Annotated in this window: 11 protein-coding genes; 6 read left to right on the top strand and 5 right to left on the bottom strand. The window is 70.0% G+C overall.

All coding sequences use genetic code 11. The features are described 5' to 3' along the window. Positions 1 to 31 precede the first annotated feature (31 nt). From CcI49_RS19580 to CcI49_RS19570, 3 genes are all read left to right on the top strand, one after another. A complete protein-coding gene (locus CcI49_RS19580; protein WP_083749614.1) occupies positions 32 to 2,203 on the top strand; it encodes an ABC transporter permease in 2,172 nt (723 codons plus the stop codon). After that, the gene (locus tag CcI49_RS19575) at positions 2,200 to 2,997 is read left to right on the top strand and encodes an ABC transporter ATP-binding protein (RefSeq protein ID WP_076828360.1); all 798 of its coding nucleotides are present in this window, start codon (positions 2,200 to 2,202) and stop codon (positions 2,995 to 2,997) included. The genes CcI49_RS19580 and CcI49_RS19575 overlap by 4 nt, the downstream gene beginning before the upstream one ends. A 110-nt stretch (positions 2,998 to 3,107) precedes the next feature. Next, on the top strand, positions 3,108 to 3,548 hold the full coding sequence (locus CcI49_RS19570; protein ID WP_076828358.1) for a nuclear transport factor 2 family protein: 441 nt from the start codon (positions 3,108 to 3,110) through the stop codon (positions 3,546 to 3,548). A 73-nt stretch (positions 3,549 to 3,621) separates the two neighbouring features. Here the strand turns inward: CcI49_RS19570 and CcI49_RS19565 are convergent, their stop codons facing one another. Continuing rightward, entirely contained in the window at positions 3,622 to 4,410 is a 789-nt protein-coding gene (locus CcI49_RS19565; protein ID WP_076828356.1) for an ATP-binding cassette domain-containing protein, read from the bottom strand. 615 nt (positions 4,411 to 5,025) lie between these two features. Here CcI49_RS19565 and CcI49_RS19560 point away from each other — a divergent pair. The 3 genes from CcI49_RS19560 to CcI49_RS19550 all read left to right on the top strand — a co-directional run bounded on the left by CcI49_RS19560 (position 5,026) and on the right by CcI49_RS19550 (position 8,755). Beyond that, the gene (locus CcI49_RS19560; RefSeq protein ID WP_076828354.1) at positions 5,026 to 6,195 is read left to right on the top strand and encodes an acyl-CoA dehydrogenase family protein; all 1,170 of its coding nucleotides are present in this window, start codon (positions 5,026 to 5,028) and stop codon (positions 6,193 to 6,195) included. Continuing rightward, positions 6,192 to 7,472, top strand: coding sequence for an acyl-CoA dehydrogenase family protein (locus CcI49_RS19555; RefSeq protein ID WP_076828352.1), 1,281 nt, complete (start codon positions 6,192 to 6,194; stop codon positions 7,470 to 7,472). The genes CcI49_RS19560 and CcI49_RS19555 overlap by 4 nt, the downstream gene beginning before the upstream one ends. A 74-nt stretch (positions 7,473 to 7,546) precedes the next feature. Next, positions 7,547 to 8,755 carry an amidohydrolase family protein gene (locus tag CcI49_RS19550; protein ID WP_076828350.1) on the top strand — a complete coding sequence of 403 codons (1,209 nt, stop codon included), beginning with the start codon at positions 7,547 to 7,549 and terminating at the stop codon, positions 8,753 to 8,755. Positions 8,756 to 8,819: 64 nt separating this feature from the next. On the opposite strand, the gene CcI49_RS19545 is transcribed toward CcI49_RS19550, so the two are convergent. From CcI49_RS19545 to CcI49_RS19530, 4 genes are all read right to left on the bottom strand, one after another. After that, positions 8,820 to 10,337, bottom strand: coding sequence for an acyl-CoA synthetase (locus tag CcI49_RS19545; protein WP_076828347.1), 1,518 nt, complete (start codon positions 10,335 to 10,337; stop codon positions 8,820 to 8,822). A gap of 69 nt (positions 10,338 to 10,406) precedes the next feature. Further along, a complete protein-coding gene (locus CcI49_RS19540) occupies positions 10,407 to 11,687 on the bottom strand; it encodes an amidohydrolase family protein (RefSeq protein WP_076828345.1) in 1,281 nt (426 codons plus the stop codon). Between the two features lie 123 nt (positions 11,688 to 11,810). Further along, positions 11,811 to 13,547: a class I adenylate-forming enzyme family protein gene (locus CcI49_RS19535; RefSeq protein WP_076828342.1), complete on the bottom strand. Its 1,737-nt coding sequence runs from the start codon at positions 13,545 to 13,547 to the stop codon at positions 11,811 to 11,813. Between the two features lie 184 nt (positions 13,548 to 13,731). Then, the gene (locus tag CcI49_RS19530; protein WP_076828340.1) at positions 13,732 to 14,727 is read right to left on the bottom strand and encodes a Rieske 2Fe-2S domain-containing protein; all 996 of its coding nucleotides are present in this window, start codon (positions 14,725 to 14,727) and stop codon (positions 13,732 to 13,734) included. Positions 14,728 to 14,793 lie beyond the last annotated feature (66 nt).

Below are 14,793 nucleotides of genomic sequence, written 5' to 3'. Positions count from 1 at the left end.
GGATCCGCTGGTTTATGACCGAGGTGGGTGGATGTCATCTCGACGTCCACCCGCCGTCGTCCTGTCAGCCTTCCTCGCCTTCCTCGTCCTTACTGCCAGCGGAGTCATACCGATGGACCAGTTCGTACGCGACATCATCACCGGGTCGGTCAGCGGCAGTATCTACGCCCTGATCGCGGCCGGGCTCGTCCTGACCTACACCACAACGGGAATCTTCAACCTCGGCTACGCGGGTATCGCCTTCTCCGCCGCCTATGTCTTCTTCGAGCTCAACACCGGACTGCACTGGCCGCAGTGGGCGTCGGCGGCCTTCGTCATCCTGGTGTTCTGCCCCCTGCTGGGCCTGCTGCTGGACATCGCGATCTTCCGGCGGCTCGCGCGGGCGCCGGAGGTGGTGCAGCTGGTGGCGTCCGTGGGTGTCCTGCTCGCGCTGCCGGCGCTGCTCACCTTCCTCGTCGGYCGCGGAATCACCCAGTTCGGCTGGTCGATCCCCATCGGGACCGACGTCGAGCTGGCCCCGGGTGTCGGTCCGCAGCCCCGCAAGGTGTTCAACCTGTTCAGCGGCGTCGTGATCACTTCCGACCAGATCATCGTGCTCGGAACGACGGTGGTCTGCGTTGTGCTGCTCTCCGTTTTCCTGCGCTCGACACGCACCGGGCTGCGCATGCGAGCGGTGGCGGACCGTCACGACCTGGCGGCCCTGCGCGGCGTTGACCCGACACGCACCTCTCAGCTGGCCTGGGTGCTCGGGACCGTCCTCGCCGGAATCGCCGGCGTGGTCGGCTCGCCGATCCTGCGCGTCCTGCACCCGGACGCATACGCGCTCGCGGTGTTCGTCGCGATCGCGGCCGCGGTGGTCGGTGGCTTCCGCTCGGTCCCGCTGGCCTTCGCCGGGGCGGTCCTCGTCGCCGTGGCCAGCAACCTCACCTACTCGTGGGCGGGCTTCGCCAAGGACATCCCGGGTTTCAACAGCGCCCTCCCGTTCCTGCTGCTCATCGTGGGCCTGATCGTCATGGCCCGCTCCCGGGCGCGTGTCGCCGGGTCCATCGCCGCGGAATCCGCACCGCCCGACTACAGGCGCGACCAGCCGCCCTGGCGGCGCGCCCTACCCAGCGCGGTCGGCGTGGCGCTGCTGCTGTACGGCCTCTTCGTCGGGTTCGACGACTACTGGCTCACCCTCACGACACGCGCCCTCATCTTCAGCCTGATCTTTCTGTCATTCACCATCGTGACCGGGCTCGGGGGCATGGTGAGCCTGGCGCAGGCATCGTTCGTGGCCGGCGGACAGCTGCTGGCCGGCTATCTGATCACCCAGCACGGTTTCCCGTGGTGGGTCGCCTGTGTGGCCGCCGTCCTCGCCACGATGGTGCTCGGCGTCCTGGTCGCGTTGCCGTCGCTGCGGCTCGGCGGGGTGGCGCTCGCGCTCGTGACGCTCGCACTCGCGTTCGTCTGCGGCCAGGTGCTGTTCCAGCTGGACTGGCTGCGCAACGGTGAGTACGGCTGGAGCTTGGCCCGGCCGGTCCTCGGTCCGCTGGATCTGAACGAGACCCGCAACCTCGCCGGTTTCGTGCTCGTCCTGATCGCCCTGGTCGTTTGGATGATCCGCAATCTGGAGCGTTCCCACACGGGGCGGGAGATGCTCGCCGTTCGCAACGCGTCCGCGGCGGCCGCCGCGATCGGAGTCTCCCCCACCATTACGAAACTGAAGGTCTTCGCGTTATCGGCCGGAGTCGCCGGCCTCGGCGGTGTCCTGCTCGCCACAAACGACATCTCCGTCACCAGCAACTCCGTACCGGCGATGTCAGGCCTGCTGTGGCTGGCGGGAGTCGCACTGCTCGGCCTGCGCCGGCCATCCGGCGCGATTCTCGCCGGCCTGTTCATCGGGCTCGTGCCCGGTGTGCTCAGCGGCTTCTCGCTCCCGTTCGGGCTGTGGGAATGGTCTGGTTCGAAGGCGTCCGAAGTGCCGACGATCCTGTTCGGCCTCGGCGCGATCGCCCTCGCCCGGCAGCCTGACGGCATGCTGGCCGACATCGCGCGGCGGAACTTCGAGCGCCGGGCGCGCCGCCGTCGCGCCGCCGCCCAGACGAGCGACCCCGACACCGCGGCGGACGGACTCGGCGGCGCCGGCAGCCCCGGCGCACACGCACGAGCCGGCGAGTCCGGAGCCGGCAACCTGGAAGCGAGCGGAGGAGTGGTCCTGTGACCGAGCCGACCGAGCCAGCCGAGCCCACGCACCCCAAGCTGGCGGTCGACGGCCTGCATGCCGGATACGGCGAGGCGGGCGTCCTACACGGCGTCGATCTGGTCCTCCCCAGCGGCCGGATCGGTGCCGTCCTCGGCCCCAATGGCGCGGGCAAGTCCACCGCCTGCAAGACCCTCGTCGGACTCGTCCGGGCGACCGCCGGCACGATCGCCATCGACGGCCGTGACATCACGACGGCGCCGTGCTGGCGCCGGGCCCGGGCCGGAGTGTTCCTCGTCCCCGAGGGCCGCGGGGTGTTTCCCGGGCTCAGCGTCGAGGACAACCTGCGCCTCATGGTGAGCCGGAGCACCGACCTCGCGTCGGTGTACGAACGCTTCCCGGTGCTCGGTACCCGGCGGCGTCAGCACGCGGGAAGCCTGTCTGGGGGCGAGCAGCAGATGCTGTCGCTGGCCCCGATGCTGGCCGAGCCGACAGAGATGCTCATCGCCGACGAACCGATGCTCGGCCTGGCACCCCGGATCTCGGACCAGATCCTCGCTGTGTTCGACGACCTCCGGGTGCGCGGTACCACCATTCTGCTGGTGGGCGAGAGCCCGCACGGCATCGTGGACATCGCCGACCAGGTTTCACTGATCCACGCCGGTCGGATGACCTGGTCCGGCCCCGCCGCCGACCTCGACCGAACCGTGCTCGAGCAGGCGTACTTCGGGCACGACGCGGCCGGTCCTCCCAACGAGTCCGTCTCCTGCGCGGGGCGGGCGAACATCTCGCCCGCCGATGGGTCGCCCTCGTAGACGATCCATCGGCACATCCCGGCGCCAGCAGTTTCCACCATTAGCCATGGCGCCCATCGGGCCATCGCACCAGATGCCCTGTGGCGCCCCGCACAGACGGTGTGAGGACGATGTCGAGCGACGACTTCTGGGAACTCAGTAATCTTGTGGCGCGTTACGCCGAGCTGCTCAATCTCGGCCAGATCGAGGAGCTCGGCGCGCTGTTCGAGCATGGCCGGATCTCCTCGTCGAACATACCCGATGTACATGTGGGGTCAGCCGCGGTCACCGAGATGTACCGGCGGTCGGTGGTGTTCCCCGAAAAGGTTCCCGACACCCTGCTGTTCACCAGCAACCTGCAGTTCCGGATCGACGGTGACGAGGCGTCCGGAAAGGCCTGTTTCATGGCCGTGCACGAGGCCGAGGCCGGCGTGGTCCCGGTGCTCGCCGGCCGATATCACGACGAGTTCCGCAAAATCGATGGCCGGTGGTGGTTCCACCACCGGCACATGCTTCCCGACCTCGTCGGGGATCTCTCGTCGCACCTGCACGAGCCGCTCGAAGGCGTGTAGCCGGCGGCCAGGTGGGCCGCCACCGGCCCCGGTCGGTGGCGGCCCGGGGCCTGGCCGGTTGACGGGCCGGCCGTCAGCTGAGGTAGGCGTCCCGGACGGCCTCGTTGGCCATGATCTCCTCCGGAGTGCCGTGCGCGATCAGCCGGCCCAGCTCGAGGACGCTCACCTCGACGCTGTGGCGCATCACGAACGGGATGTGGTGCTCGATCAGCAGAACTCCGCAGTCGTCCGACCCGGTCAGCCGGTCGACAATCTCCCCGAGCTCCTCGACCTCATGGTCCTCCAGCCCGGAGGTCGGCTCGTCGAGCAGCAGCAACCGAGGCGAGTCGACGATCGCCCGAGCAAGCTCCACCCGGCGCAGCTCGCCAATCGACAGCCCACCGGCGAGCTCGCGGCGCAGGCCGAGCAGTCCGCAGCGCTCCAGGACCTCCTCGACGCGCTCGCGCCGCTCGCGTTCCCGGCGCCGCCGGGCAGGCAGCGCGAGCAGGTCACCGATCATGCCACCGCCGCCGCCGTGCCACTCGACCGCGAGGAGGACGTTGTCCTCCACCGACAGCCAGCCGAACACCTGCTGGCGTTGGAAAGTGCGTCGCAGCCCTCGCCGGGCCCGCCGCACGGAGCTCTCCTTCGTGACGTCGTGCCCGTCGAGCAGGATGGTGCCGCTCACGGGCCGCCGGATGCCGGCGATGCAGTCGAAGAACGTGGTCTTGCCCGCGCCGTTCGGCCCGATCAGGCCGTGAACAGTGCCTGCCCGGACCGTGATGCTGGCACCGTCGACGGCCGTGATCCCACCGAAGCGCTGAGTGACGTCGCGAGCCGCCAACAGCGGGGCCGAGTCGACGACAGCGGACTGACTAGACATTTCGCTCCCCAGACGCCGGGCGCGCCGGCCCGGCGCGGGGATCCCGCTGTCGGGGCCGCCGATGGCGATGTCGTGGTGTGGGCACTGTCCTGCACCACCCGGGTCGACGCTTCCGGAGGCGCGCCCGCGCCGGCTCGGAACTACCGAAAGAGCCGGTGCGCACCTGCCCGACCGGTCGGACGACCCCAGGGTGACCTGCAGCGGGACAGTAGCCGATCGCACCGTATGAACGCAATGCCTAGCTAGTGAGCACTGTTCTAATGTGGCCGTCGAGCAGGAATGGATATAGATAGATCAGATCAGCCGGGCCTGACCGGACTGGGGCCGCGCCCGCCGCCCAGGGCGACCGCCACCGCCCTGTGACGCGGTCCAGGACTCCGGGCCGCCCCCACGTGCGTGCCCCGCCTGACCCATGGACGCCCCCAACGAGGTTGACGCCCCGGAACGGTGCGAACGTCGCCGAGGCGGAGAGCCACTCATCCGCGCGACTGATACATCTAGAGATATTGTGCGACGAACGCCGGGCAGCAGAGTCGGAGCAGCTCGGAAGACCGCGACAACCTTCAGGACATCCCGGGCGAACCGCGCGGACGGACAGGACACCCAGGAGGGCCGTTGTTCACGCAGACCGCGGACCAGGACTTACTCGAGACCACCACGGAGCAGTACCTCGAGGCCACCTACCCCCCCACGCGCATCCGTGAGCTGTCCCGGCAGGACTCGACCTTCGATCCGGTGCTGTGGAAGCGGGGCGCCGAGCTCGGCTGGACGGCGCTGCTGGTCCCGGAGGGCTCCGGGGGCGGCTCGGTCAGCGGCAACGGCCTCACCGATCTCCTCGCGGTCGCCTTCCAGTTCGGGCGGCACGTCGCGCCCGGGCCACTGATCGAGACCAACGTGGTCACCGCGGCGCTGGGCCGGTGGGGCGCCAAGGATCGGCATGGCGGACCGCTGGCGGAGCTGCTCGACGGAGCCGCCACCGCCGCCTGGGGGTACACGCCGCGGACGGGTCCACGCGTCGGCACCGGAATACGCGTGGCCCGGTCCGGCGACGGTTTCGTCCTGGAGGGAGCGGTGCCCTGCGTCGAGAGCGGCGCGCCGGACGGCTACCTGCTGGTCGCCGCCTCAGGCGGCACCACCACCGCTGACGGGGACGGGGACGGGGACGGCCCACGGTCGCACTACCTTGTTCCGTTCGACGCCCCCGGCGTGCATGCCTCCCCGCTGGGCGGCATCGACCTCACCCGGCGCTACCGGTCGGTGACGTTACAGGCGGTCGCTGTACCACCGACCGCCCAGGTCGGCGAACCCGGCTCCGCCGACGATCACGACGAGGTGCTCCTCGATCTCACCGCCGTGCTGCAGGCCGGCGAGATCGTCGGCGCGATGGAGCGCGCCTTCGCGATGACCCTTCGGTGGGTGCAGGACCGGTACTCCTTCGGGCGACCGCTCGGGTCGTATCAGGAGATCAAGCATCGGATGGCCGACCTGCGCACCCAGCTCGAGGCGAGCGCCGCGGTCACCGAGAAGGCGGCGCGGCGCGTCGGCGAGGGCGCGCCCGACGCCCGCTCGTGGGCCAGCGCGGCGAAGGCGCACGTCGGACGGGTCGGTCCGGAGGTCATCCAGGACTGCGTCCAGCTGCACGGCGGTATCGGGATCACCTTCGAGCACGACCTGCACCTCTACCTTCGGCGCGCCATCGTCGACGCGCAACTGTTCGGCACACCGGCCGCCTTCGCCGACCGGCTCGTGGGCCTGACCGAGACCGCCCGGGATGGTGGCAAGTGAGCGAGACCGTGATCGACGTCGACGAGTTCGCGGCGCGCGCCCGCGCCTGGCTGGCCGAGAACATGCCGCCCGCGAATCCCGACCGGGACACCTTCTTCCTCTACGCCGCCACCCATCCCAGCGACGAGGAGGTGCTCGCGCGGGCGGCGACCTGCCGCGAGCTGCAGCGCAGGCTCTTCGACGGCGGGTTCGCCGGCATCTGCGTGCCGACGCGGTACGGCGGGCAGGGGCTGACCCCGGCGCACCAGGCCGCGTTCAACCGGGAGATCAAGGGATACGACTATCCCGCCGAGATCCAGGCGTCCACCTTCATTCCCTGCATGGCCGTGCTGCTGGAGTTCGGCACCGAGGAGCAGAAGCAGCGCCACATCCCGCGGATGCTGCGCGGCGAGGAGATCTGGGTCCAACTCCTGTCCGAGCCGGGCGGCGGCTCGGACGCCGCCGGCGCGGTGACCACCGCCACCCGCGACGGCGACCGGTGGATCCTCAACGGCTCGAAGGTCTGGACGACGTCCGGCTGGTGGGGCGACTGGGCGCTCTGCCTGGCCCGCACGAACTGGGACGTCTCCAAGCACCAGGGCCTGACCGTGTTCAGCCTGCCGATGTCAGCCCCGGGGCTGGAGATCAGCCAGATCGAGCTGGTGAACGGCTCGAAGGACTTCTGCCAGGAGTTCCTCACCGACGTCGTCGTGCCCGACGCCGACCGGATCGGCGACGTCGACGCCGGGTGGAACGTCATGGGCCGCTGGCTGTACCACGAGCGCACGATCTCGGGCGGCTCCCCTTATGTGACCGGCGGCGGGAACCGGCCGAACGACGGCCCGTACGAACCCGCGGCGATGATCGACGCCGCCCGCCGGCTCGGCACGATCGACGACAGCAGCACCCGGGCCCTCCTCGGTGAGGCGCAGACGAGTTCCCTCGTCCTGCGGGCCCTGGTCGAGTCCGTCACGCGCAAGATGGCCGGCGGTGTGCTCCCCCACCACGCGGCGGCGATGACGCGGCTGTTCGGCGGCACGAGCAACGCCCGCCGCGCGGCGATCGCGACGGAACTGTACGGCGGCGCGGGAGTGGTCTGGGCCCCGGGCGAGGAGACCGCCGCCCAGGTCGGACTCGGCTACCTGACCAGGCAGGCCTCCTGCATCGGCGGGGGCACCACGGAGATGGCCCGCAACGTCATCGCCGAGCGGCTCCTCGGCCTGCCGCGCGAGCAGCGCGCCGACACCGGCGCCTTCCGGGACGTTCCCCGCGGACCACAGGCCAGCGGAAACCCGTGAGCGACCACCTTTGCGCCGCCACACCAACCCGAGTAGAAACATCTATATATCTTTCATCTGGCCGGGAGGCAGTCATGGCAGCTGAACAGGGACCGGAGCCGGTGGCGCCGCGGCCGGTCGACGCCGACAACCACTACTACGAGACCCTCGACGCGTTCACGCGCCACCTCGACCGGAAGTTCCGCGATCGCGGGGTGCGTGTCTTCCAGGACGGCCGACACACCGAGATGGTCATCGGTGGAAAGGTCAACGGCTTCATCCCGAACCCGACGTTCGACCCGGTGATCGTTCCCGGCTGCCTCGACCTGCAGTTCCGCGGCCAGATCCCGGAGGGGGTCGACCCGCGCAGCCTCACCAGGGTCGAGCCCATCCGGCCCGAGTACCGGGACCGGGACGCCCGCCTCACGACGATGGACGCCCAGGGCCTCGACGCGGTGCTGCTCTTCCCGACCCTGGGCTGCGGGGTCGAGCAGGCGCTGCGGTACGACGTCCCGGCCACGATGGCGAGCCTGGGCGCCTTCAACCGCTGGCTCGAGGACGACTGGGGCTACTTCTACCAGGAGCGGATCATCTCCGCGCCGATGATTTCGCTGGCCGACCCCGAGGCGGCGCTCGCCGAGATCGACCGGGTGCTGGGCCTCGGCGCGCGGGTCGTCCACGTCCGCCCGGCCCCCGTCCCGACCGGCACCGGCAAGGGCCGCTCGCTGGGCAACCGTGCACACGACCCGGTCTGGGCCTGCCTCGCCGAGGCAGGCGTGCCGGTCGCGTTCCACCTCGGCGACAGCGGATACAACGCGATGGTGGGCGCGCCCTGGGGCGGCGCCGAGGAGTTCGCCCCGTTCCGCTCCCCCGACATGCTCGGCAGCGTGCTCGTCGGTGACCGGGCCATCCACGACACCGTCGCGAGCCTGATCGTCGACGGCGTCTTCACCCGCCACCCGACGCTGAGGGTGGCCAGCATCGAGAACGGCTCCGACTGGGTCTACCCCCTGGTCAAGGGCCTGCGGAAGCTGGCGAACCGGGTCCCGTCGAGGTTCGCCGAGGACCCGCTGGACACGATCCGCAAGCACATCTGGGTCACGCCGTACTACGAGGAGGACCTGCGCAAGCTCGCGGACACGATCGGCGTCGGCCGAGTCCTGTTCGGCTCGGACTGGCCGCACGGCGAAGGCCTGGCCGACCCGGCGGCGTTCACCGACGAGCTGAGCGCGTTCAGCCCCGACGAGGTGCAGCTGATCATGCGCACCAACTGCGCCGAGCTCATCGGGCTCCCCACCTCCTGACCCGGGACCGGCGGCCACCCGCAGCCGTCGGGACGAGTTCACTGATGCGCGGCGTGGGCCACCCTCACACGAGCACCTCCGGGGGGAGCAGGCGCCGCGCGACCTTGCCGGTCAGCAGCCGCGGCAGCTCGGTCAGGAACACGACCGAGCGGGGGCATTTGTAGTGGGCGGCGCGACCCCGGGTGAAGGCGATGAGCTCGGCTTCCAGAGCGGCCGGATCGGCGGGCGGCGTCGCCGGCTCGACGATGGCGCGCACCGACTCCCCCATCTCGGCGTCGGGCACGCCGATCACGACCACGTCGGCGACGGCTGGATGCAGGATCAGCACGTCCTCGATCTCACGTGGGTAGATGTTCACCCCGCCAGAGATGATCATGTTCGAGACCCGGTCGGTGAGGTAGAGGTAGCCCTCCTCGTCGACCCAGCCGACCTCGCCGAAGGTGGCCCACCCACGCTCGTCGAACGCGTCGGCCGTCTTCTCCGGGTCCCCCTGGTACTCGAACCGCTGGGGCGACTCGAAGTACACCCGGCCCTCGGTGCGCGGCGGCACCTCGGCGCCCGTCTCGTCGACGATGTGCACCGCGCCGAGCATCGACCTGCCGACCGACCCCGGGTGGGCGAGCCACTCCTGCGGCCCGATCGTGCAGAACCCGGCGCCCTCGCTGCCGGAGTAGTACTCATGCACGATCGGCCCGAGCCAGTCCAGGACGGCCCGCTTGACCTCGGGCGGGCAGGGCGCCGCCGCGTGCACCACGGTCTTCAGGCTCGACAGGTCGAACCGGGCCCGATCGGCCTGCGGCAGCTTCAACAGCCGGACCAGGTGTGTCGGCACCACCTGGATCAACGTCGCCCGGTGCCGCTCCACGAGGCCGAGGAAATCCAGCGCGTCGAACCGATCGGTGCAGACGACCGTCCCRCCGATCCGATGGATCGCGGTCGCCCAGCCCAGTGGGGCGGCGTGGTAGAGCGGCGCCGGGCTCAGGTAGACGGTCGACTCGTCGCCGCCGTACAGGAAACGGATCATCGCGGTGAACCGGCTGGGCTCGCCCAGTGGGGCACCGACGGTCGCCGGCTTGATGCCCTTCGGCCGGCCGGTGGTCCCCGACGAGTAGAACATCCAGGTGCCCTCGCACTCGTCGTCGATCGGCGAGGTGGGCTGGGCACCGATGACGTCCTCGTACCCGTCGAACCCGTCGATCGCCCCGCCGACGGCGAGGCGCACCTTCACCGCCGGCGCGTCGATCCCGGCGACCACGTCGGCGCACGCCGCGGAGGTCACCAGCGCGGCGGCGCAGGAGTTCTCGACGACGTACCCCGCCTCGGCGGCGGACAGGTGCCAGTTGATCGGGGTGACGAACAGGCCGGCACGCAGCCCGGCCCAGATCACCTCGAAGTACTCGGCCCGGTTGTCCATCAGCACGGCGAGGTGACTGCCGACACCGAGGCCTAACGATCTGAGGGCGTGCGCAAGCTGGTTCGAACGCGCGTCGAGCTCCCGGTACGACACCACCCGGTCGCCGATGATCACCGCTGGCCGCTCCGGCGCGGACACCGCGAACCGCTTCGGATGCTCGATTTCCATGCAGACTCCCTGCGGTTGAGTCGACTCAGGACAGCCGGCCCGGGTTCGGCTGTCCGGTCTTGGGCCGGTTCAGGCGGTCGCGTTCTGGGCGAGGTCGAGGGCGTGCACGCCGAGCTGCTTTTCGAAGCGGCCCTGGTCGAAGCTCCGGATGGAGACGTCGTGCCCGGCGACCGCGGCCCGCAGCGCGCCGACGGTGGACTTCTCCCTGGGCAGATGGGCGAACGGGTCGAACGAGTACCAGCGGCACGCGTTCTCAAAGGTGATCTTGTTGATCTCGTCGTCCGGGACACCAGCGGTGACTGCGGCCAGCTCCTCCGCGGCCGAGGGCCAGGACGAGTCCGAATGCGGGTAGTCACATTCCCATGAGATGTTGTCGATGCCGATGTCGTGGCGCAGCTTCACCCCGACCGGGTCGGCGATGAAACAGGTGAGGAACCGCTCGCGGAAGATCTCGCTCGGCATTTTTCCGCCGAAGTTCTGACCGGTCCACAGATGATGCATCTCGTAGGTCCGGTCGACACGGTCCAGGAAGTACGGGATCCACCCGGTACCGCCCTCGGAGAGCGCGATCCGCAGACCCGGGAACTCCTTGATCACCCGCGACCACAACAGGTCCGCGGCGGCCTGGCAGATGTTCATCGGCTGCAGCGTGATCATCACGTCGACCGGCGCGTCCGACGCGGTCACCGACAGCTTCCCGGACGACCCGAGATGGATCGACAGCACCGTTCCGGTGTCCGACAGCGACTTCCACACCGGGTCCCAGTAGGTGTCGTGGAAGCTCGGGTAGCCCAGCGTCGCCGGGTTCTCGGTGAACGTCAGCGAGTGGCAGCCCCTGGCCGCGTTCCGGCGCACCTCCGCGGCGCACAGCTCGGCATCCCACAGAATCGGCAGGCCCATCGGGATGAACCGGCCGGGATAGGCACCGCACCATTCCTCGATATGCCAGTCGTTGTAGGCCTGCGTCACCGCCAGCGCGAGGTCCTTGTCCTGCGCCGCGGCGAACAACCGGCCGCTGAAACCCGGGAACGACGGGAAGCACATCGACCCCAGGACCCCACCGGCGTTCATGTCCTTGACCCGCTCGTGCACGTCATAGCAGCCCGGGCGCATCTCCTCGAACGCGGTCGGCTCGACCCCGTACTCCTCCCGCGGCCGCCCCGCCACCGCGTTCAGCCCGATATTGGGGATCACCGAGCCGTTGAACGTCCAGACATCGCTTCCCTCATCGGTCCGGACGACCTTCGGCCCCGCCTCGACGAACCGCGCCGGCAGCCGCCCCTCGAACACGTCAGGCGGCTCGACGAGGTGGTCGTCAACACTCACCAGGATCATGTCTTCTGCCTTCACGGCACCCTCACCTCGTACATCACCTGGCCGCATCGATGTGCGCCAGCCCTATGGCTTGATCCGTTTGTCTGAAATGTCTTCTCGGGCGGAACCGGCGGGATCGGCGGGATCGGACCGCGGGGGTCAACCGCCTCCGGACGCCGGGCCGGGGGCCTGCGCTCCGGCATCGATCCAGGCGCGCAGCTCGCGCTTGGCGAGCTTGCCGGTGGCGGTCCGCGGCAGCGGACCGTCGATCAGGTGCCAGCGGGTCGGAACCTTGTAGTGAGCCAGCCGCGCACGGCACCACTCGGCCAGCCGCGTGGCCGTCGGCGCGGCGCCCGGGCGTGGCACGACGACCGCGCACACCGCGTCGCCGGTCACCTCGTCGTCGACCGCGAGCACCGCCGCCTCGTCGACCTCCGGCGACTCCTCGAGCGCGAACTCCACCTCGGTGGGCGAGACGTTCTCCGCGCTCACGAGGATCATGTCGCGAGCGCGCGCGTCGATGTACAGCAGACCGCCCTCGAACCGGGCGATGTCACCGAGTGCCAGCCAGCCGCCGTCCTTCAGGACCTCGGCCGACGCCGCCGGGTCGTTCCAGTAGCCGAGCATCGTGTACGGGCTGCGGACATGGACCTCGCCGTACTCGCCACCCACGGCCGGAGCGCCGGTCTCGTCGCGGAGCTCGATCTCGACCGTCACGGTGGGCCGGCCGGTCGCCGTCGGATGCGCGAGGTACTCGGCTCCGCCGATGTTCGCTATCACGGCCCCGGCCTCGGTGCTGGAATAGCCCATGCCCAGCCGTCTGGCGGCCGAGGGGAAGGCCGCGCGCAGGAGCTCCTGGACGGCCGGGCTCACCGGGGCTCCCCCGACCCCGAGGTAGGCCACGCTACTGGTGTCGTACCTGCCGAGCGCCTCGCAGGTCGCGACCCGCAGCGCGGCGCTGCCGAGCGCCGACCAGCCGGTGACGCGTTCCCTCTCGATGGTCTGCAGCACTCGCTCGGGATCAAACCGCCCGGGCAGCAGGACGATGCGGGAACCCTTAGCAGCCGCCGTCAGCGCGGAGCCCTTGAGCATCGACACATGGAACAGGGGCGCGGTGACCAGCACCACGTCGTCGTTCGGCGCCACGTCATCGATCCGTGCCGGAGCCGGGAGCCCGTAGGCCGCACGGGCCGCCACCTCGGAGAAGAGGTTGGCCTGCGCGAAACCGATGATGGACCGGTGCGGGAGCGTCACCGCCTTGGGCCGGCCGGTCGTGCCGCTGGTGAACATCAGCAGAGCCGGATCGTCCTCGGCGCCCATGACACCGGCCGGCACCGAACCCTCATGCTTCCTCAGCAGCGGGAGCAGATCGTCGTCGAGGCTCAGTACCGGGATGTCGACACCGGCCGCGGTGACACGTTCGAGTCGCTGCCGGTCACCGATCACCAGGGCCGGCTCGACCAGGTCGGCCGCGTGGCGGAACTCCGCCGGTGTCCACCAGCCGTTCATCGCACACGGGATCGCGCCGGCACGCACCACCGCCCAGAACGCGACGAGCCAGTCCCACCGGTTGGCGGCGAAGAGGGCGACCCTGTCCCCGGCCGTGATCCCCAGCTCCGACTGCAGGGCGTGCGCGAGCGCGTTGACCCGGTTCAGGTGCTCGGTGAAGGTGAGTCGGACATCCTCGTCCACGATGTACATCCGGTCGCCGAACCGCGCGGTTTCCTCAAGCAGCTCCCGCAGGGAACGAAGCCTGTTCCGGAACACCGGCATGGCTGTTCCGCGCACGTCCTCGGTCTGGATCTCGAACAACCCGCCGGGCCGGGTCAGCGCGGCCCGCACCTCGCGGGGGTCGGAGGCGGGCAACGGCTGGCCTGATCCGGCCTGTGTCTGCATCGGCGGGCTCCCGGGTCGTTGCGGTCGTGCGTGATGAGGGTCGGGCACCGCGGGGCGCCTCCCCGCCTGGGATCTCGCGTACCGCCTGGGATCTCGCGAACCGTCCGGCGCGGGCGCTGCGTCCGGCGCGGGCGGTGTACCGCGTGCACCGGCCCACGAGCAGGTCATCCGCCACCGATGGCGGTCACTCCCCCGGCGGGACCTCGTAGAACTGGGTCGCCCAGCGTCGGTAGGCCATGTACGGCTTGGCATCCTGCCTGGCCATGATGGGACGCTCGATGTACTCCTGGTGACGCCAGATCCCGAGGTCGTCGTCGAGCGTGGAGAGGAACTCCTTCTCCACCCGTTCGAGCACGTCCGGTGGCGGAACGTCGGAGGTGTCGCCCGGGAGCCGGGGCCACCAGATCGAGTAGAACATGTCCGAGGCGCCGTCCTCGACGGGCGTGGTCGCGAAGATGAGGCGATAGTTGTCCACGCCGGCGAACGCGCTGATCGCACCGCCGAGGCCGAACAGGTAGCTGTGGATGCGCAGGACCATCGCATCCGGGTCGCTGCTGCGGCGGTCGGGCCAGCCGGTCTCGAACAGCCACCCGTGGTCGTCGGCCTTCCAGTCGCGCAGGACCGGCGTCACCGTCGAGTGGTGGACGTACTGGAAGTGCATGCTGTCGGCGGCGTTCTCACCCGGGATCTGCGGGTGCACCGGCTCGCGCTCCATCTTGCGGGACAGCGCCGGGTAGGGCGGATAGTAGGCGTCGGGATCGGTCTCGAACTGCGAGAAGATCCGGAAGATGTCGGTCATCGGCCAGCGCGGTGCCTCGCCCTGCGGCTGATGCCAGACGAACACGCAGCCGTACTGCTCATGCACCGGGTAGACCCGCAGCTGGGCGGCGCGGTTGGGCTTGTCCTGGTACGGGATGTAGTGGTTCCTGCCGTCCGGCCCCCAGCCCCAGCCGTGGAAGGGGCACTCGACGCAGTCGCCGTTGACCTTGCCGCCGTAGCCGATGTGGGCGCCCATGTGCCGACAGTGGGCCGCCAGCACATGCATCTCACCGGACTCGTCGCGGTAGGCGACCAGTTCCTCGCCGAAGTACCGCAGCGGCCGGACCTGACCCGTGCTGAACTCGGCCGACCAGCCGACCATGAACCATCCGGTGGGCTTCCAGGTGAACGGAACCTTCATGCGACGTCCCCTCGTCGAAAGCTCTAGATTTATCTTGCACCGGGCCAGGTGCGCCGGCAAGGGTGC

The organism is Frankia sp. CcI49, from assembly GCF_001983215.1.
In the GTDB taxonomy this organism is placed as follows: Bacteria; Actinomycetota; Actinomycetes; order Frankiales; family Frankiaceae; genus Parafrankia; species Parafrankia irregularis.
This window is presented reverse-complemented; position numbering and strand designations above follow the sequence as displayed.